Source organism: Streptomyces sp. NPDC059917 (assembly GCF_042730635.1).
In the GTDB taxonomy this organism is placed as follows: Bacteria; Actinomycetota; Actinomycetes; order Streptomycetales; family Streptomycetaceae; genus Streptomyces.
In genome coordinates this window covers 47,997-66,540 of sequence record NZ_JBHWLC010000009.1, presented here as the reverse complement: position 1 = coordinate 66,540, position 18,544 = coordinate 47,997, and the positions used below count along the sequence as shown (strand labels likewise).

Genomic DNA, 18,544 nt, shown 5'->3' with positions numbered 1-18,544 from the left:
TTCTTGTGTTGGGTGGCCGGTCAGCCGGCCATGCGGCGGGTCGCCTCGCTGAGGCGGTCCGCGATGGTGCCGTCGATGACCTCGTCGCCGACCCGCACCACGATCCCGCCGAGGACCGTGGGGTCCACGTCGAGGTTCAGGTGCATCTGGCGGCCGTACAGCTTGGCCAGGACGGCGCCGAGGCGCTGCTTCTGCACGTCGCTGAGCGGAACCGCGGAGGTCACCGTGGCGACCATGCGGCTGCGGCGCTCGGCTGCGAGCTTGGAGAGGGACTCCAGTCCCGCTTCCAGGCTGCGGCCACGCGGGTGCGTGACGAGGCGCGCGACCAGACGCTCGCTGACCGGGTTGGCCTTGCCACCGAGGAGGCTGGCGAGCAGCGCACCCTTGGCGGAACCGGGGGCCGTACGGTCGGTCAGCGCGGCGCGCAGCTCGGTGCTCGATGCGACGATCCGGCCGAAGCGGAACAGCTCGTCCTCGACGTCGTCGAGCGCGCCGGACCGGTGTGCACCGGTGAGCTCGGCGGTGTCCGCCAGCTCCTCCAGCGCGTCCACCAGGTCACGCGGCCGCGACCAGCGCGAGCGGACCATGCCGGACACCAGGTCGAGGGTCTCCCCGCCCACCTGGCCGTTCAGCAGACGACCCACCAGCTCGGCCTTGGCCTCGCCGGCCTGCGCCGGGTCCGTGATGACCCGACGCAGCGAGACCTCACGGTCGAGCATCGCGGTGACGGCAGCCAGCTCACCGGCGAGGTTCGCCACGTCGACGGACGTGTTGTCCGTCAGCGCGTCGAGACGCTCGCGTGCGGCGGCCAGAGCCTCGCGGCTCGCTCCGTTCATCGGGCAGCCTCGGCCTTCTCCTCGAGCTCGCCGAGGAAGCGGTCGATCGTGCGGCTCTGTCGGGCGTGGTCCTCGAGGGACTCGCCGACGAGCTTGCCGGCCAGGTCGGTGGCGAGCTTGCCCACGTCCTGACGCAGCGCCTGAGACGCGGCCTTGCGGTCGGCCTCAATCTGGGCGTGGCCGGCAGCGATGATCTCCTCACGCTGCCGCTGGCCCTCTGCGCGCAGTTCTTCCTTGAGCGCAGTGCCCTGCTCCAGCGCGTCCTGGCGCAGGCGGGCAGCCTCGTGCCGGGCCTCGGCGAGCTGAGCCCTGTACTGCTCCAGCACGCTCTGGGCCTCGGTCTGGGCCGACTCGGCCTTCTCGATACCGCCTTCGATGGCCTCGCGACGCTGTTCCAGAACCTTGTTGATGTTCGGGAGGAGCTTCTTCGCGAGGACGCCGAAGACGATGACGAAGGCGATCAGACCGATGACGAGCTCGGGGATCGGCGGGACGAGGGGATTCTGAATCTCCTCGGCTGCCAGCGGTACCAGGGCGATCACATCAGTGCCTTCCGTCGAAAATGTTTCTCAGTCGCGAGAGATCAAGAAGGGACCGGGTAGACGAAGCCCATGACGAGACCGATCAGGGCGAGCGCCTCACAGAGGACGAAGCCGAGGATCTGGTTCTGGCGGATGAGGCCGGCGGCCTCGGGCTGGCGGGCCAGAGCCTGGGTACCGTTACCGAAGATGATGCCGACGCCGACGCCGGGGCCGATCGCGGCGAGGCCGTAGCCGATCGCTCCGAGGTTGCCCTGGAGGTTGACCGCAGCGAGGGTCTCGAGAGCAGACATGCCGTTTCTTCCTTCTGTTTCACGTGCCGGTGGGGGTTGGCCACCGGATGTATATGGGGGGTGTTTCCGACCGTCAGTGGTGGTCGGCCAGAGCACCCTGGATGTAGCTGCACGAGAGCAGGACGAAGACGTACGCCTGCAGTGCCTGGATGAACAGCTCGAAGACCGTCATCACGAGGACCATCACGAACGAGACGCTCGCGTAAGCGATACCGATGCCGTTGAGCAGGTACCAACTCGCGATGGTGAAGATCAGCAGCAGTACGTGACCCGCGAACATGTTCGCGAAGAGACGGACAGCGTGGGTGAACGGCCGGATGATCATGTTCGACAGGAACTCGAACAGCATGACCACCGGGAACACCGGCCCGAGCGACTTGTCGTACGCGGTCAGGTTCTTGAGGCCGCCGACGAAGCCGTGGCGCTTGAAGGTGAGGCTCACCCACAGCACGTACACGATCGCGGCAAGACCGGCCGGGAATGCGATGACCGACGTGACCGGGAACTGGGCCAGCGGGATGATGGACCAGATGTTCATCATCCAGATGAAGAAGAACAGCGAGACCATGAGCGGGACGTACTTTTCGCCCTCGCGCTTACCAAGCGTCTCGTAGACCACTCCGCGGCGGACGAAGTCGTAACCGGCCTCGCCGACCATCTGCAGCTTGCCGGGGATCAGCTTCGGCTTGCGGAAAGCAGCCCAGAAGAACCCCACGACGATGAGCGAGCTCAGCAAAGCCAGGACAATCGGCTTGTTGACCTCGATACCGCCGACCGTGAACATCGGCTTGAACAAGAAGGAGTGCAGGCCGGGGGTCGGGAAGCCGCACCCTTCGAAGATGTGACAATCAGTCTCGAAGGCGAGCGTCGTGGCGTCACTCACCGCGAGCTCCTTCAACTTGACGCATGGGTACGGCAACCTCATTGTGTCGGCGCGGCCTGCGACCGCGGAACGGCACTGGACTGGACTGGCGGATACCTATGTGCGGCGATTGAGTACCAAGGGCCAACAACGCTCATCTGTCGCCCCTGCACGCCGCCCGCGCAAACCTGCCGCAGTTGTGGCGAGACGATAGCAAACGAGCGGAAGCCTCTTTACACCCGGCCTACACACTACGAGGGCGTGCTGGCCCCTTCTGGCTCCACATAAAGGATTTTCGACTTCATGTGCGCCCGCACTTGCGCGGCCATCCAAACGAGAGTGGCTGCGAGCAGGGTGAAGGCGGTGCACTTGGTGTCGAAGACCGCGACGCGCTTGACGATGCTCAGCACGATCATCAGTACAAGGATCTGCGTCGTGTAGAGCAACAGACCCATCATCTGGAAGAGATGGGGCAAGGAACGAGCGGTCCGCTGAAGGGCGATCAGCCCTCCCCCCATGAACACGAGGACGAGTGCCGCGCCGAAGGCGGCACCCAGCGCGCCCTTGCCGCCCGCGAGGGCAGCACTGACCGCGATCCCGATACCGCCGACGACGGTCGTGGGGACGAAGCAGTACAGGAGTGTTCGGGCGTCGTTGGACTGCATGACGGCAGCTCCTCCGGCGAGGTGTTGGTGGGGTCTGGTCACCGCCAGTGGACGGATGTGACCGGGAGTAACTTGCGTGTGAGGGAAGACGGTTCGCACTGCACGGTCTTCGCGCACTCATCCCGGGCGCTTGCGAACGGTATCACAAAGTATTTGATGCAGACTTTACTCAACTATTATGCCGCTCGTCACACGGATGGGTCAACGCTCGCTCACCTGAGCAGCCGCGCGCGGGTCCAGGAGCCTGACGAGAGGCTGTGTCCGGGACCAGTATCTACGGTCGCGGACGAGCCCCCGCCCAGCGGGACGGGTGTCGGCGCGCACCTAACTTCGTGCGAATGATTCGGCCGGACCGCCCGCCGCGCCCGGTCACCCTCGTGGGGCGCCGACGGCGATGGCCGGGAACGGTGCGGCCGACCCCTTACTACGCACCCACTCCTCCCCTGGATATGTTGTCCGGGGGCGGGCCGGTGTTTCGGGGCCGTCGGTCCCGAAGCCGGGAGGAGCGTCAAGCAGTTGAGTCACCAGAACCACGCCGTGGTCCCCCGCCCCGCACCCGCGGGGCGGCTGATGGCCATCAGCGACCTGCACGTGCGCTACGACCGCAACCGGGAGATCGTCCGGGACCTGCGGGCGGACTCGGCGGACGACTGGCTCATCGTGGCCGGTGACGTCGGCGAGACGGTGTCCGACATCCGGGACTCGCTCTCCCTGTTGCAGGAACGATTCGCCCGGGTGATCTGGGTGCCGGGGAACCACGAGCTGTGGACCGACCCGAGCGACCCGGTGCAGCTGCGGGGCGAGGCGAAGTACCGACACCTGGTGGACATCTGCCGGGAGCTGGGCGTCATCACCCCGGAGGACCCGTACCCGGTGTGGCACGGGGAGAACGGCCCGGTCGCCGTCGTCCCGCTCTTCCTCCTCTACGACTACACCTTCCGGCCCGCCGGAGCGGTGTCCCGGGCGCACGCCCTCGAACTGGCCGACGAGGCCGGGGTGATCTGCACCGACGAGTTCCTGCTGCACCCCGATCCGTACCCGAGCCGCGAGGCGTGGTGCCGGGCCCGGCTGGAGGAGACCCGCGACAGGCTCGACGCGCTGCCGCCCGACCTGCCCACCGTGCTGGTCAACCACTTCCCCCTGGTCCGCGAACCCACCCGCGTCCTGCGCTACCCCGAGTTCGCGCTGTGGTGCGGCACCGAGGAGACGGCCGACTGGCACCGCCGCTACCGCGCGGCCGCGGTGGTCTACGGCCACCTGCACATCCCGCGCACCATCCACTGCGACGGGGTGCCGCACCACGAGGTGTCCCTCGGCTACCCCAGGGAGTGGGAGCGCCGCGCCACCCCGCCCGGCCGACCGGTCCAGATCCTGGCGGGCGCCGCCCCGACGGACCCCGCCCGCAGCCGGTGAACCGCCCCCGCCGGGGAACCGACGGCGGGACGAGCAAGAGGTAAGTCATGATCGAGTTGCTGTTGCCGTCGCACGTCCGGTCCTTCGATTCCTTCGAGGACGTGCCGTTCTCGTCGCTGTACCCCGAGGAGGCGGCCCTCGTCCGCAACTCGGTCGAGCACCGCCGCCGCGAGTTCGCCACCGCGCGGTACTGCGCCCACCGGGCGCTGGCCGCCCTCGGCGTCCCGCCCGCGCCCCTGCTCGCGACACCGCGGGGGACTCCCCTGTGGCCCGCCTCGGTGCGGGGCTCGATCACCCACGCCACCGGCTACCGCGCCGCGGTCGTCGCCGACGCGTCGCGGGTCGCCGCCGTCGGGATCGACGCGGAACTGGACCGCCCGCTCCCCGACGGCGTGCTCGAGAGCATCGCCCTCCCGCCGGAACGGGCACAGGTGAGACGGCACACGGCCCTGCACCCCGGCATCAACTGGGGGAAGGTGCTCTTCAGCGCCAAGGAGTGCTTCTACAAGGCGTGGTTCCCGCAGACCTCGCGGGAGCTGGAGTTCGAGGACGCCCACATCCGGATCGATCCGCTGGCCGGGACCTTCTCCGCGCGCCTGCTCCCGCCGGCACTGGTCTCCGCCGAACCGGAGCTGAGCGCCGTCTCGGGCCGGTGGACGGTGCACGACGGGGTCATCGTCACCGCGATCGTCCTGGACGCCCCGCCGTCCGAGCGCGACCCGCGGGCCCACGGGCCCGGCCGGCTGCGCGCCCCCGCACGCTCGCTTTCCTGAGGCCCGGGGCGGCAGTCCGGTCAGGCCCGCTCGCGGTCCCTCGTACGGCCGTTGGCCGGGCGGCTGGACAGTGCGGTGGCGCCGTGGAGACCGTAGGAGGCCGGGGTCCGTTCCAGGGCCTCCTCCGGCGGTCCGGCGGGGGACCCGGCGCGCACGGCCTCGACGGCGGTGGCCGCGGCCGCGCCCGCCACCGTCGTGCGCCGACGCCGGTAGCGCGGCGGCAGGAAGGACTCGGCCCAGCGCGGCGCGCGCGGGGTGAAGCGCGGCAGCAGGAGCAGTACGAGCCCGACCGCGCTCAGCGCGACGATCACGAGGACGATCAGCATCGAGGCGGAGTGCACCGAGTACGCCAGCGCCCCGAAGGCGATCAGCGCCGACCAGAAGTACATGATCAACACGGCGCGGCTGTGCGAGTGCCCGACCTCCAGCAACCGGTGGTGCAGGTGTCCGCGGTCGGCGGCGAAGGGCGACTGGCCGTTCCAGGTGCGCCGGACGATGGCCAGGACCAGGTCCGCCACGGGGATCGCGATGATCGTCAGCGGCAGCAGCAGCGGGATGAAGACGGGCAGCATGGCGTGGGTCGCGTTGCGCTCACCACCGGCGAACAGGGCCATCGCGTCCGGGTCCACCTGCCCGGTGATGGAGATGGCGGAGGCGGCCAGCACGAGGCCGATCAGCATCGACCCGGAGTCGCCCATGAAGATCCGCGCGGGGTGCATGTTGTGCGGCAGGAAGCCGATGCACATGCCCATCAGGATCGCCGCGAAGAGCGTCGCGGGGGCGGCGGCCTCGATCGCGTAGCCGAACCAGATGCGGTAGGCGTAGAGGAAGAACGCGGCGGCGGCGATGCAGACCAGACCGGCGGCGAGACCGTCGAGTCCGTCCACGAAGTTCACGGCGTTGATGGTGATGACGACGAGCGCGACGGTGAGCAGGTTGCCCTGCCACTGGGTGAGCGAGACGGTGCCGATGCCGGGGACCGGGATCCACAGGACGGTGAGGCCCTGCATGACCATCACGCCCGCGGAGATCATCTGTGCGCCGAGCTTGATCAGGGCGTCGATCTCGAACTTGTCGTCGAGGACGCCGATCAACCAGATCAGCGCCGCTCCGGAGAGCAGCGCCCGCGGTTCGTTCGACAGCTCGAAGACGCCGTTGAGGTTCGGCAGGTGGTCGGCGACGAGCAGGCCCGCGCACAGTCCGCCGAACATCGCGATGCCGCCGAGTCGTGGGGTGGGCTCGCGGTGCACGTCGCGCGCGCGGATCTTGGGCATCGCACCGGCGGCGATCGCGAACTTCCGTACCGGCCCGGTGAGCAGGTACGTCACCGCCACCGTGACGCAGAGCGTCAGCAGATATTCACGCACGGGCTGCCCCAGATGTATCGCCGGCCATCTCAGCCCCACACATTAGCCGCGATGTCCCCCCGTAAGGGGACGCAGGCGGACCCCGAACCGGTTGCACTACCCCCTGTTCTCGCCGGTTACTCCCCGTACGGGGGAAAACCCAGGGCCAGTTCGGCGATCTCCGCCCGGACGCGGGCGGGGTCGCCCCCGGTCAGGGCCGCCGTGAGGAGGGTGGCGATCCGGGCCATCTCCGTCTCCCCCATGCCCTGGGTGGTCACCGCCGCGGTGCCGAGCCGCAGGCCGCGCTGGTCCCCGTACGGCAGGGCGCAGGTGTCCAGCACCAGGCCCGCGGCGGCCAGGCGGCCCCGCGCGGTGGGGCCGTCGACGCCGAGGGGCGCCGGGTCGGCCGTGATCAGGTGGGTGTCGGTGCCGCCGGTGGTGACCGCGAGTCCGCGCACGCGCAGTGCTTCGGCCAGGGTGCGGGCGTTGGCGACGACCCGGTGGGCGTAGGTGGTGAAGGCCGGGGTCGCGGCCTCGCCGAAGGCGACGGCCTTGGCGGCGATGGTGTGCATCTGCGCGCCGCCCTGGGTGAGCGGGAAGACGGCGCGGTCGATCCGCTCCGCGAACTCGGCGCCGCACAGGATCATGCCGCCGCGGGGGCCGCGCAGCACCTTGTGGGTGGTGGCGCAGACGACGTCCGCGTACGGGACCGGGCTCGGTGCGGCGCCGCCCGCGACCAGCCCGATGGGGTGGGAGGCGTCCGCGATGAGGAGGGCCCCGACCTCGTCGGCGATCTCGCGGAAGGCCGAGTACTCGGGGTGGCGGGGGTAGGAGATGGAGCCGCAGACGATCGCCTCGGGGCGGTGCCTTCGAGCCAGCTCCTGGACCTGGAGGTAGTCGATGAGACCGGTCCGGGCGTCGACCCCGTAGCCGACGAAGTCGAACCAGCGGCCGGAGAGGTTCGCGGGGGAACCGTGCGTGAGGTGGCCGCCGTACGGGAGCCCCATGGCCAGCACGGTGGCGCCGGGGCGCAGCAGCGCGGCGTAGGCGGCGAGCACGGCGGCGGAGCCGGAGTGCGGCTGGACGTTGGCGTGCTCGGCGCCGAAGAGGGCCCGGGCCCGCTCCACCGCCACGCGCTCGGCCTGGTCGGCGTACTCGCAGCCGCCGTGGTGGCGGGCGCCGGGGTAGCCCTCGGCGTACTTGTTCGCGAGGGCGGAGCCGAGGGTGGCCAGGACGGCGCGGGAGGTGAAGTTCTCGGCCGCGATGAGCTGGAGGCTCTCGGCCTGGCGCAGCGCCTCGCCGGCGAGGACGTCGGCCATCAGCGGATCCTGGCGGCGCAGGGTGTCCGTCGGCTGGGTGATGACGCTCATGGCGCGGCTCCGACGCGGTGGGTGGACCGGGTAGCCCAACTCTAGGCCCGCCCACCCTTTCCCGCCCGGGGACGCCGACGAGCTACCGGCCCGCCCGACGCCTCCGGCGGCGCCTCAAACGCCGGCGCGGCTACATCGACCCCACCAGCGGCACCACGATCCAGCCCGCCCGGCGATTGAGGGCACCGCCCGGCCGCAGGGCGCCCACAGGGGGGCCGCCGCGTCCGGCCCGCCCGGGGGTCAGTGGCGGTCGCCGACGCCCGTCAGGGCGGTGACCACCGGGTCCAGCGCCTGCTGGATCTCGTCCCCGATCGAGCGGAAGAACGTGATCGGCGCACCGTACGGGTCGTACACCTCGTCCGCGTCGGGCGACGGCGCCAACAGCCACCCCCGCAGCGCCGCGGCAGCCCGCACCAGCGCCCGCGCCCGCTCCGCCATGCCGTCGTCGAGCGGCGGCAGCGTGGCGGGGTCTATCGCCCGGACCAGCCGGGTGAACTCCTTGAGCGTGAAGGTCCGCAGTCCGGCCGAGTGCCCCATCGAGATGACCTGCGCCCGGTGGTCCCGCGTGGCGGTCAGCACCAGGTCGGCGCGTATGACGTGCTCGTCGAGCAGCTCCCGCCCGATGAACCCGCTCGCGTCGGCACCGAAGTCCGCCAGGACGGCCGCCGCGTTCGCCTCCATGGGCGCACCCTCGTGCCCCCAGGTCCCGGCGCTCTCGACGATGAGCCCACCGGCCGGCGCCCCGCCCAGGCGGTGGGTCAGGGCATGCCGGGTCAGCCGCTCGGTGATGGGCGAGCGGCAGACGTTGCCGGTACTGACGTGGAGTATGCGGAAGGCGTCCCCTCCGGCCCTTGCTATGCCACGCCCCTCAGGGCTCACGGGGCCACCTCGAGGTCGGGTACGACCTCGCGCAGCTGGTCCGCGGTCAACGCCCCCTCGCGCAGCAGGACGGGAACCTTCCCGGTGACGTCGACGATCGACGACGGCTGCATGCCGGGGGTCGGCCCGCCGTCCAGGTACACGGACACGGAGTCGCCGAGCATCTCGCGGGCGGCGTCGCAGTCCTCCGGCGCCGGGTGACCGGTGAGGTTCGCCGAGGAGACGGCCATCGGCCCGACCTCGGTCAGCAGCTCGATCGCGACGGGGTGCAGCGGCATGCGCACGGCCACGGTGCCGCGCGTCTCGCCGAGGTCCCAGGCCAGCGACGGCTGGTGCTTGGCGACGAGGGTCAGCGCGCCGGGCCAGAAGGCGTCGACCAGCTCCCAGGCCTGCTCGGTGAAGTCCGTGACCAGGCCGTGCAGGGTGTTCGGGGAGCCGATGAGCACGGGCGTGGGCATGTTGCGGCCCCGCCCCTTGGCGGCCAGCAGGTCGCCGACGGCCTCCGCGCTGAAGGCGTCCGCACCGATCCCGTAGAGCGTGTCCGTGGGCAGCACGACGAGTTCGCCGCGGCGAACGGCGGATGCGGCTTCGCGAAGGCCCGTCTTGCGGTCCGTCGCGTCGTTGCAGTCGTATCGCCGGGCCATCAGCGGGCCTCCTCGTGCGGGGTGATCGTGGCAGGGGTGTGCACCGGACGGATGGGGCTCGTCACGGCATGGCCTTGCGGGCGGTGGCGAAGCGCGGCCGGTTGTTCAGGTCGGGGTGGTCGGCGGCATCGGCCCAGCCCCGCTCGTCGGCGAAGATCCACGGCACCTGGCCGCCCTGGGTGTCGGCGTGCTCGATGACGACGATCCCGCCGGGACGCAGCAGCCGGTGGGCGGTGCGTTCGATGCCGCGGATGGTGTCGAGGCCGTCCTCGCCGGAGAAGAGGGCCATCTCCGGGTCGTGGTCGCGGGCCTCGGGGGCGACGTACTCCCACTCGGTGAGCGGGATGTACGGCGGGTTGGAGATCACCAGGTCGACCTGGCCGTCCAGCTCGGGCAGCGCGCTGAGCGCGTCGCCCTGGTGGACGGTGACCCGGGACCCCTCGGCGTTCTTGCGGGTCCACTGGAGGGCGTCCTCGGACAGCTCCACCGCGTGCACGCGCGAGCGCGGGACCTCCTGCGCCATGGCGAGCGCGATGGCGCCCGAGCCGGTGCAGAGGTCCACGATCAGCGGTTCGACGACGTCCATCGCCCGTACGGCCTGTATGGCCCAGTCCACGACGGACTCGGTCTCCGGTCGCGGGACGAAGACGCCCGGTCCCACCTGGAGCTCCAGGTAGCGGAAGAAGGCGCGGCCGGTGATGTGCTGGAGCGGCTCGCGCGCTTCGCGGCGGGCGATGGTCTCCCAGTACCGGGCGTCGAAGTCGCCGTCCTTGACCGTGTGCAGTTCACCCCGTTTGACGCCGTGCACGAAGGCGGCGAGTTCCTCCGCGTCGAAGCGGGGGGAGGGTACGCCTGCGGCGGCCAGCCGCTGGGTGGCCTGGGCCACCTCGGCAAGCAGCAGACTGCGGGGGCCTGGGGGTCGCCCCCCAGATTGTGGCTGCACGCTGGTCCTCCGGGCTGCTGTCGTACGGGTGGGACGGACGGAAGGGTTACTGCGCGGCCGCGAGCTTGGCGGCGGAGTCCGCGTCGACACAGGCCTGGATGACCGAGTCGAGGTCGCCGTCGAGCACCTGGTCCAAGTTGTACGCCTTGAAGCCGGTCCGGTGGTCCGAGATCCGGTTTTCCGGGAAGTTGTACGTGCGGATCTTCTCGGACCGGTCGACGGTGCGCACCTGGCTGCGGCGCACGTCGGAGGCCTCCTGCTCGGCGGCCTCCTGGGCGGCGGCCAGCAGGCGCGAACGCAGGATGCGCATGGCCTGCTCCTTGTTCTGGAGCTGGCTCTTCTCGTTCTGGCAGGACGCCACGACACCGGTCGGCACGTGCGTGATGCGCACGGCGGAGTCGGTGGTGTTGACGGACTGGCCGCCGGGGCCGGACGAGCGGTACACGTCGATCCGCAGGTCGTTCATGTTGATCTCGACCTCGACCTCCTCGGCCTCCGGGGTGACGAGCACGCCCGCGGCGGAGGTGTGGATGCGGCCCTGGGACTCGGTGGCCGGAACCCGCTGGACGCGGTGCACGCCGCCCTCGTACTTCAGGCGGGCCCAGACGCCCTGGCCGGGCTCGGTCGCGCCGTTGCCGCCCTTGGTGCGCACGGAGACCTGGACGTCCTTGTAGCCGCCCAGCTCGGACTCGGTGGCGTCGATGATCTCGGTCTTCCAGCCGACGCGCTCCGCGTAGCGCAGGTACATGCGCAGCAGGTCACCGGCGAAGAGGGCGGACTCGTCGCCGCCCGCGCCCGCCTTGACCTCCAGGAGCACGTCCTTGTCGTCGCTGGGGTCGCGCGGAACGAGCAGCAGGCGGAGCTTTTCGGTCAGCTCGACGCGCTGGGCGCTCAGTTCCTTGACCTCCGCGGCGAAGTCGGGGTCGTCGGCCGCGAACTCCTTGGCGGTCTCGATGTCCTCCGCCGTCTGCTTCCACGCCCGGAACGTCGCGACGATCGGGGTCAGCTCCGCGTAGCGCTTGTTGAGCTTGCGCGCGTTGGCCTGATCGGAGTGGACCGACGGGTCGGCGAGCTTCTTCTCAAGATCGGCGTGCTCGCCGATCAGGTCCTCGACCGCCTCGAACATCGGGGGCTCCTGGGGTGAAAAGTACGAACGGGCTGCGGAAGGGCTCTGGCACCGCGTGGGGCCAGGACGACAAAGGCGCCGGTCCGGCCGCCCCCGCGCGTGGTGGGGGCGGCCGTAGACCGGCGCCGTGGGCTCGCTACTTCGAGCCGGCAGCCTTGCCGAAGCGGGCCTCGAAGCGGGCCACGCGGCCACCGGTGTCGAGGATCTTCTGCTTGCCCGTGTAGAACGGGTGGCACTCGGAGCAGACCTCGGCACGGATGGTGCCCTCGGCCAGCGTGCTACGGGTGGTGAACGACGCGCCACAGGTGCAGCTGACCTGGGTCTCGACGTACTGGGGGTGGATGTCGCTCTTCAAGGTGTCTCCTAGATCGGGAGGGCGCCGGGTCGCAGGGGCCGAATTGCGCGCTGCGTGAACCGGGGCCGACGGACCAGTCTGCCAGGACCGGGCCGCCTGTCAAAATTCAGGACGCCAGCCATAACGGGCACGGGAGCTCCGGTATTCCTACTGGACGATCGAACCGGCCCCGCTCTTGTCATTGGCGGAGTTCTGCGTGGCCTCTTCGGGTATCGGCCGGTCACCGCGCAGGGCCTCCCAGACCTGCTTGGACTCCTTCTCCAGCGGGACGACCCGGTCCTTGTCCTTGGGGTAGTCCATCACCGGCAGGGTGACCATGTGCATGTTCTCGGCCCCGAGGCCCTGCAGCCCGGCGGCGAAGCCCATGAGGGACTTGACGTCGCCGAGGCCCTTGTCGGTGGTGATCGCCTTGGTGGCGGTGTCCGCGACGGCCAGCAGCCGCTTGGGGTTGTCGAACACCCCGATGCTCTTGACCTGCTTGATCAGTGCCTTGATGAAGGCCTGCTGGAGCTGTATTCGGCCGAGGTCGCTGCCGACGCCGACGCTCTTGCGGGTGCGGACCAGGCCGAGGGCCTGCTCGCCGTTGAGCTTGTGGGAGCCGGCCGGGAGGTCGAGGTGGCTGCCCTTGTCGTCCTTGATCGGCTTGGTGGTGACGATCGGGACGCCCCCCAGGCTGTCGACGATCTTCTTGAAGCCGGTGAAGTCGACCTCGATGTAGTGGTCCATCCGGATCCCCGACATCGATTCGACGGTCTTGACCGCGCAGGCGGCGCCGCCGACCGTGTACGCCTCGTTGAACTGCTCGAAGGTGGCCTTCGCCGTCTTCCCGTTGCTCATCGTGCAGGCCGGTCTGTTGATCATGGTGTCGCGCGGTATCGAGACGATGCTCGCCTGCTTGTGGCCGTCGTAGAGGTGGACGACCATCGCGGTGTCGGAGCGCGCCGAACCGCCGTCGTCGGCGCCGTACTCCGCGTTGTCGCCGCCGCGCGAGTCGGAGCCGAGCACGAGGATGTCCATCGAGCCGTTGTCCACGTTCTGCGGGCGGTCCTTGCCGAGCGCGGCGTCGATGTCCACGCTCTTCAGGTTGCCGTTGTACTTCACGTAGAAGTACCCCAGGCCCGCCCCACCCAGGAGGACCACCCCCGCCGCGGTCCAGGCGGTGATGGTCAGGGCCCTGCGGCGCTTCGTCGTCGGTTTCCGGCGGCTGCGCCTGGCGGCACGCCGGCCGCTGCCCCTGCTGTCCTGGCTCATGCTCTCCTCAGTCCTGATGTCCCGGCGACCCGGTCCGGACGCCACCCCCGTTGCCGAATGTCCTCTCCTTCAGACGGTCCAGCGGACCCTAGGGTTCCATGCCGAATGTGACCATTCGGTGATGAACGTCCATCCGATCATCCTGCGGACGCTTCGCGCAACGGCCCTGCCACCTGCACCTTCGTCCGGCGGGCGCGGGTCCCCCGGGGCCCCCGCCCCTGTGGTGAAGGTCGCACGGGCCCCCGCACGCGAAACCGCCCCCGCCGGTGACCCGGCGGGGGCGGTTCCGTGTGGCTGCCCGTGGTGCGGCGGCGCGGAGATCAGTCGTCGTTCTTGCCCGACGGCGTGGTCTTCGCGATCTGCATCAGGAACTCGGCGTTCGACTTCGTCTGCTTCATCTTGTCGAGCAGCAGCTCGATCGCCTGCTGCGAGTCGAGCGCGTGCAGCACCCGGCGCAGCTTCCAGACGATGGCGAGCTCCTCGCTGTTGAGGAGGATCTCCTCCTTGCGGGTGCCCGAGGGGTCGACGTCGACGGCCGGGAAGATCCGCTTGTCCGCGAGCTTGCGGTCGAGCTTGAGCTCCATGTTGCCGGTGCCCTTGAACTCCTCGAAGATCACCTCGTCCATGCGCGAGCCGGTGTCGACGAGCGCGGTGGCCAGGATGGTCAGCGAGCCGCCGTCCTCGATGTTGCGCGCGGCACCGAAGAAGCGCTTCGGCGGGTAGAGCGCGGTCGAGTCGACACCACCGGACAGGATGCGGCCGGAGGCCGGGGCCGCGAGGTTGTACGCGCGTCCCAGACGGGTGATCGAGTCCAGCAGGACGACCACGTCGTGACCCAGCTCGACGAGGCGCTTGGCGCGCTCGATGGCCAGCTCGGCGACGGTGGTGTGGTCCTCGGCCGGGCGGTCGAAGGTCGAGGAGATGACCTCGCCCTTGACCGACCGCTGCATGTCGGTGACCTCTTCCGGACGCTCGTCGACCAGGACGACCATCAGGTGGCACTCGGGGTTGTTGACCGTGATCGCGTTGGCGATCGCCTGCATGATCATGGTCTTGCCGGTCTTCGGCGGGGCCACGATCAGACCGCGCTGGCCCTTGCCGATCGGCGCGACGAGGTCGATGATGCGGGTCGTCAGCACGCCCGGGTCGGTCTCCAGACGGAGCCGGTCCTGGGGGTACAGCGGGGTCAGCTTCTGGAACTCCGGGCGGCCGCGGCCCGATTCGGGCGCCATGCCGTTGCACGAGTCGAGGCGCACGAGCGCGTTGAACTTCTCGCGGCGCTCGCCGTCCTTGGGCTGGCGCACCGCGCCGGTGACGTGGTCGCCCTTGCGCAGACCGCTCTTGCGGACCTGGGCGAGGGAGACGTACACGTCGTTCGGGCCGGGCAGGTAGCCCGAGGTCCGGATGAACGCGTAGTTGTCGAGGATGTCGAGGATGCCCGCGACGGGGATCAGGACGTCGTCGTCGGCGACCTGCGGCTCGTTCGGCGTGAACTCGTCGCGGCCGCGACGGCCACGGCGGTCGCGGTAGCGGCCGCGGCGGCCGCGCCGACCGTCCTCGTCGAAGTCGTCCTGCGGACCGTTGTCCTGCTGGCGGTCCTGACGGCCCTGGCCCTGGCCGCCCTGCTGCTGGCCCTGACCCTGCTGACCCTGGCCACGGCCCTGGCGGCCGCCCTGACGGTCCTGGCGGTCGGCGCGCTCGGCGCCGCCCTGCTGCTGGCCCTGGCCGCCCTGCTGCTGGCCCTGACCCTGCTGGCCCTGCTGGCCCTGGCCCTGGTCGTCGCCCTTGCCGCGGTCGCGGCGCTCGCGCTGGCGCTCGGTACGGTCGCCCCGCTCGGCACGGTCGCCGCGGTCGCGCCGGTCCCGGCGGGTGCGGCCCTCGGCGGCCTCCTGACCGGAGACGGCCGTGGCCGCCTCGGCCTTGGCGTCGGGCTGCGCGGTGACGGCCGCGGTGGCGGTCTCGGGCTTGGTCTCGACCTGCACGACCGCGGCGGGGGCCGCGGACTCCGGGCTGCCGGAGGGGGCCGTGGCGCGGCGGCGCCGACGCTCGACCGGCTGGTCGTCCGCCGCGCGCTCGGCTTCGCCCGCGCGGGAGGTGGGGCCACCGGCCGGCTGGCCGGGGATGTCGATCTGGGCCTGCGCGGCGGGCTTCTCGGCGGGCGCCGCGGCGGCGGCCTCGCCCGTGCGGGCCTTGCTGGTGGCGCGACGCTTCGGCTTGGCCTCGGCGGTGTCGGCGGGGGCCGCGGCCTTGGCGGCGGAGGCGCCACCGGCCTGCGTCTCCTTGATGACCTCGATCAGCTGGCTCTTGCGCATCCGCGCGGTGCCCCTGATGCCGAGGCCCGACGCGACCTGCTGCAGCTCGGCCAGGACCATGCCCTCGAGGCCGGTGCCGGAGCGGCGACGCTTGGGTGCGGCGCCCGCGGCGGAGGCACTGGTGTCGACAGTGGTGTCGGCAGCGCCCATCAGATCGGTGGTGTCGCTCACGAAGGGTCCTTCCCTGGAGCGGACGTCGGCCTGTCTGGCTCGGCGACCGGTTGTGCTGTCCGACAACGGGCCATGACTTGATGGGTCGTGGACCGCGGCCGGGGCGGTGGTCCGCCGGCAGAGATACCGCGGCGGAGGGAAACGTGCATGGGTTCCGGCGAGAAGCCCCCGAGCTGGAAGCGTGGGAATGTCACGCCGATTCCGGAGCGTGCTCGAAACTGCTTGGCAATGATCAAAGCAGTTGGGGAGGCTCCCGGAAGAAAGGTGGTCCCTGATGGGGACACTGAGCACCGAGCCATGGCGGCTTCGGATGCGCACTTGAGACTAACACTACCGGATCCAACAGATATTCCCCCTCTCAGTCACCGGCAATAGCGCCCGTCCGCGGGGGCGGCCTGCCCGGCCGCCCCGCCCCCTGGCGGCTGTGGTCTAGCCGCCCTGGCTGCCCAACGGAAGGACGCTCGCGCCCGCCGCGTCGAGGGCCAGCCGGTTGGCCGCCCACCCTTCGCCCGCGAGCTGCGCGACCTTGTCGGCCGCGTCGTTGTCGGCCAGCGCGAGGACCGTGGGTCCGGCGCCGGAGATGACCGCGGGGATCCCGTCCGCCCGCAGCCTGTTGACGAGTGCCACGCTCTCGGGCATCGCCGGGGAGCGGTACTCCTGGTGGAGCCGGTCCTCGGTGGCGGGGAGCAGCAACTCGGGACGCCTGGTCAGGGCTTCGACGAGCAGGGCCGCGCGACCCGCGTTGGCGGCGGCGTCCACGTGCGGGACGGAGCGGGGCAGCAGGCCCCGGGCGGTCTCGGTCAGGACCGGCCGGGAGGGGACGAAGACCACCGGAACGATGGAATCCGCGGGCTCCATACGGATGGCCTTGGCGCTGCCCCCGTCCATCCACGCCAGGGTGAACCCGCCGAGCAGACAGGCGGCGACGTTGTCGGGGTGGCCCTCGATCTCGGTGGCCAGTTCCAGCAGGGCGGTGTCGTCGAGGCGCGCCTCGCCGCCTATGGTCACGGCGCGGGCGGCGACGATGCCCGCGCAGATGGCGGCGGAGGAGGAGCCGAGGCCGCGACCGTGCGGGATGCGGTTGGCGCACACGACCTCCAGGCCGCGCGGCTGACCGCCGAGCAGGTCGAAGGCGGTGCGCATGGAGCGCACGAGCAGGTGGCTCTCGTCGCGCGGCAGGTTGTCGGCGCCCTCGCCGGCGATGTCGACGTTCAGGCCGGAGTCGGCGACGCGGACGACCACGTCGTCATAGAGCCCCAGGGCGAGTCCGAAGGCGTCGAAGCCCGGGCCGAGGTTGGCACTGCTGGCGGGAACGCGCACCCGTACGGCGGCGGCGCGGAAAGCTGGACCGGCCACGCTCGATGACACTCCTTGTGACTGTGCGAGATCTCTAACCGTGGATCTTCAGCTGTGAATCTTCGCTGCGAAATGTACTGGAGAACGTACGACACCCGAAGGCCCTCGGGGCAGCACCGCGTCACGTGCGCGATGGCGGATGTCAGTACAGCGTATCGAAGGAAGGTTCTTCTCCGACATAGGGCGCACAGGAGGCGCACGATGCGTGTCGCGGTGCTCCGTCAGGCTTTTGTAGCCCTTCGGGCCGACTTGCCGGATTCCGGAAGGCTCTGGCGAACGCTTCCGGAACCCGGCGACGGCCGCGGCGGGGAGTCGCTCCCGGCCGCGGCCGTCGGATCAGACCAGACCGAGGCGTACGGCGGCGGCCTCGGCGTCGACCGGAACGGTGACCGGCTGCGGGGCGCCCGCGACGGCCCAGTCGGGGTCCTTGAGGCCGTTGCCGGTGACGGTGCACACGATCTTCTGCCCCGGGTCGACCAGGCCCAGCTCGGCGGCCTTGAGCAGACCGGCGACGGACGCGGCCGAGGCGGGCTCGACGAAGACGCCCTCCTGGGCGGCCAACAGGCGGTAGGCGGCCAGGATCTGGCGGTCCGTCACCTCGTCGATGAAGCCGCCCGATTCGTCGCGCGCCTGGAGCGCGTAGTCCCAGGAGGCGGGGTTGCCGATGCGGATCGCGGTGGCGATCGTGTGCGGCTCCTTGACGACCTCGCCGCGCACGATGGGCGCGGAGCCGGAGGCCTGGAAGCCCCAGACGCGGGGGGTGCGGGAGGCGAGGCCGTCGGCCTTGTACTCCTTGAACCCCTTCCAGTACGCGGTGATGTTGCCCGCGTTGCCCACCGGGAGGACGTGGATGTCGGGCGCGTCGCCCAGCGCGTCGACGATCTCGAACGCGGCCGTCTTCTGGCCCTCGATGCGGACCGGGTTGACGGAATTGACCAGCGCGACGGGGTAGTTGTCGGACAGCGCGCGGGCCAGGTCCAGGCAGTCGTCGAAGTTTCCGTCGACCTGGAGGATCTTGGCGCCGTGGATGAGCGCCTGACCCATCTTGCCGAGCGCGATCTTGCCCTGCGGCACGAGGACGGCGGACACCATGCCGGCCCGCACCGCGTAGGCGGCGGCGGAGGCGGAGGTGTTGCCGGTGGAGGCGCAGATGACGGCCTTGGCGCCCTCCTCCTTGGCCTTGGTGATCGCCATGGTCATGCCGCGGTCCTTGAAGGACCCGGTGGGGTTCGCACCCTCGACCTTGAGGTGGACTTCACAGCCGGTGCGCTCGGAGAGCACCTGCGCGGGGACGAGGGGCGTACCGCCTTCGCGGAGCGTGACCACCGGGGTCGTGTCCGTCACCGGAAGCCGGTGCCGGTACTCCTCGATGATGCCCCGCCACTGGTGGGTGCCGTTGTCGGTCATGGG

General features: G+C 70.6%; 18 protein-coding genes. 2 read left to right on the top strand and 16 right to left on the bottom strand.

The window, feature by feature from the left end; translation table 11 throughout:
• Window positions 1–20: 20 nt before the first annotated feature.
• From ACFWAR_RS07995 to ACFWAR_RS07975, 5 genes are all read right to left on the bottom strand, one after another.
• Window positions 21–836, bottom strand: a complete 816-nt coding sequence (locus ACFWAR_RS07995) for a F0F1 ATP synthase subunit delta (RefSeq protein WP_385774275.1) — start codon at window positions 834–836, stop codon at window positions 21–23.
• Window positions 833–1,378 (bottom strand): F0F1 ATP synthase subunit B, encoded by a 546-nt coding sequence (locus ACFWAR_RS07990; protein ID WP_385774273.1) that lies wholly within the window; start codon window positions 1,376–1,378, stop codon window positions 833–835. Before ACFWAR_RS07990 ends, ACFWAR_RS07995 begins: the two co-directional genes overlap by 4 nt.
• Window positions 1,379–1,419: 41 nt before the next feature.
• Window positions 1,420–1,668, bottom strand: a complete 249-nt coding sequence (locus tag ACFWAR_RS07985) for a F0F1 ATP synthase subunit C (protein WP_351762174.1) — start codon at window positions 1,666–1,668, stop codon at window positions 1,420–1,422.
• Window positions 1,669–1,741: 73 nt separating this feature from the next.
• Complete coding sequence (atpB, locus tag ACFWAR_RS07980; protein ID WP_354382862.1) at window positions 1,742–2,593, bottom strand: F0F1 ATP synthase subunit A; 852 nt, start codon at window positions 2,591–2,593, stop codon at window positions 1,742–1,744.
• Between the two features lie 188 nt (window positions 2,594–2,781).
• On the bottom strand, window positions 2,782–3,195 hold the full coding sequence (locus ACFWAR_RS07975; RefSeq protein WP_354382861.1) for a hypothetical protein: 414 nt from the start codon (window positions 3,193–3,195) through the stop codon (window positions 2,782–2,784).
• 570 nt (window positions 3,196–3,765) lie between these two features.
• On the opposite strand from ACFWAR_RS07975, the gene ACFWAR_RS07970 reads away from it, so the two are divergent.
• Window positions 3,766–4,608, top strand: coding sequence for a metallophosphoesterase family protein (locus ACFWAR_RS07970; protein WP_385774429.1), 843 nt, complete (start codon window positions 3,766–3,768; stop codon window positions 4,606–4,608).
• Window positions 4,609–4,655: 47 nt separating this feature from the next.
• Entirely contained in the window at window positions 4,656–5,381 is a 726-nt protein-coding gene (locus ACFWAR_RS07965; RefSeq protein ID WP_385774270.1) for a 4'-phosphopantetheinyl transferase, read from the top strand.
• Window positions 5,382–5,401: 20 nt separating this feature from the next.
• On the opposite strand, the gene ACFWAR_RS07960 is transcribed toward ACFWAR_RS07965, so the two are convergent.
• The 11 genes from ACFWAR_RS07960 to thrC form a co-directional block, all read right to left on the bottom strand.
• Window positions 5,402–6,748: an MraY family glycosyltransferase gene (locus tag ACFWAR_RS07960; protein ID WP_385774268.1), complete on the bottom strand. Its 1,347-nt coding sequence runs from the start codon at window positions 6,746–6,748 to the stop codon at window positions 5,402–5,404.
• Window positions 6,749–6,864: 116 nt separating this feature from the next.
• On the bottom strand, window positions 6,865–8,097 hold the full coding sequence (glyA, locus tag ACFWAR_RS07955) for a serine hydroxymethyltransferase (protein WP_385774266.1): 1,233 nt from the start codon (window positions 8,095–8,097) through the stop codon (window positions 6,865–6,867).
• Window positions 8,098–8,337: 240 nt separating this feature from the next.
• Window positions 8,338–8,976, bottom strand: a complete 639-nt coding sequence (locus tag ACFWAR_RS07950) for a protein-tyrosine-phosphatase (RefSeq protein WP_385774264.1) — start codon at window positions 8,974–8,976, stop codon at window positions 8,338–8,340.
• The gene (locus ACFWAR_RS07945) at window positions 8,973–9,620 is read right to left on the bottom strand and encodes an L-threonylcarbamoyladenylate synthase (RefSeq protein WP_385774262.1); all 648 of its coding nucleotides are present in this window, start codon (window positions 9,618–9,620) and stop codon (window positions 8,973–8,975) included. Before ACFWAR_RS07945 ends, ACFWAR_RS07950 begins: the two co-directional genes overlap by 4 nt.
• A 61-nt stretch (window positions 9,621–9,681) precedes the next feature.
• On the bottom strand, window positions 9,682–10,563 hold the full coding sequence (gene prmC, locus ACFWAR_RS07940; protein ID WP_385774260.1) for a peptide chain release factor N(5)-glutamine methyltransferase: 882 nt from the start codon (window positions 10,561–10,563) through the stop codon (window positions 9,682–9,684).
• A gap of 46 nt (window positions 10,564–10,609) precedes the next feature.
• Window positions 10,610–11,689: a peptide chain release factor 1 gene (gene prfA / locus ACFWAR_RS07935; protein WP_385774258.1), complete on the bottom strand. Its 1,080-nt coding sequence runs from the start codon at window positions 11,687–11,689 to the stop codon at window positions 10,610–10,612.
• Between the two features lie 136 nt (window positions 11,690–11,825).
• Window positions 11,826–12,044 carry a 50S ribosomal protein L31 gene (rpmE, locus tag ACFWAR_RS07930; protein WP_385774256.1) on the bottom strand — a complete coding sequence of 73 codons (219 nt, stop codon included), beginning with the start codon at window positions 12,042–12,044 and terminating at the stop codon, window positions 11,826–11,828.
• A gap of 147 nt (window positions 12,045–12,191) precedes the next feature.
• Window positions 12,192–13,295, bottom strand: coding sequence for an LCP family protein (locus tag ACFWAR_RS07925; protein ID WP_385774254.1), 1,104 nt, complete (start codon window positions 13,293–13,295; stop codon window positions 12,192–12,194).
• A 320-nt stretch (window positions 13,296–13,615) separates the two neighbouring features.
• Window positions 13,616–15,778, bottom strand: a complete 2,163-nt coding sequence (gene rho / locus ACFWAR_RS07920) for a transcription termination factor Rho (protein WP_385774252.1) — start codon at window positions 15,776–15,778, stop codon at window positions 13,616–13,618.
• A 429-nt stretch (window positions 15,779–16,207) separates the two neighbouring features.
• Entirely contained in the window at window positions 16,208–17,134 is a 927-nt protein-coding gene (gene thrB, locus ACFWAR_RS07915) for a homoserine kinase (protein ID WP_385774250.1), read from the bottom strand.
• Window positions 17,135–17,470: 336 nt separating this feature from the next.
• Entirely contained in the window at window positions 17,471–18,541 is a 1,071-nt protein-coding gene (gene thrC, locus ACFWAR_RS07910) for a threonine synthase (protein ID WP_385774248.1), read from the bottom strand.
• Window positions 18,542–18,544 lie beyond the last annotated feature (3 nt).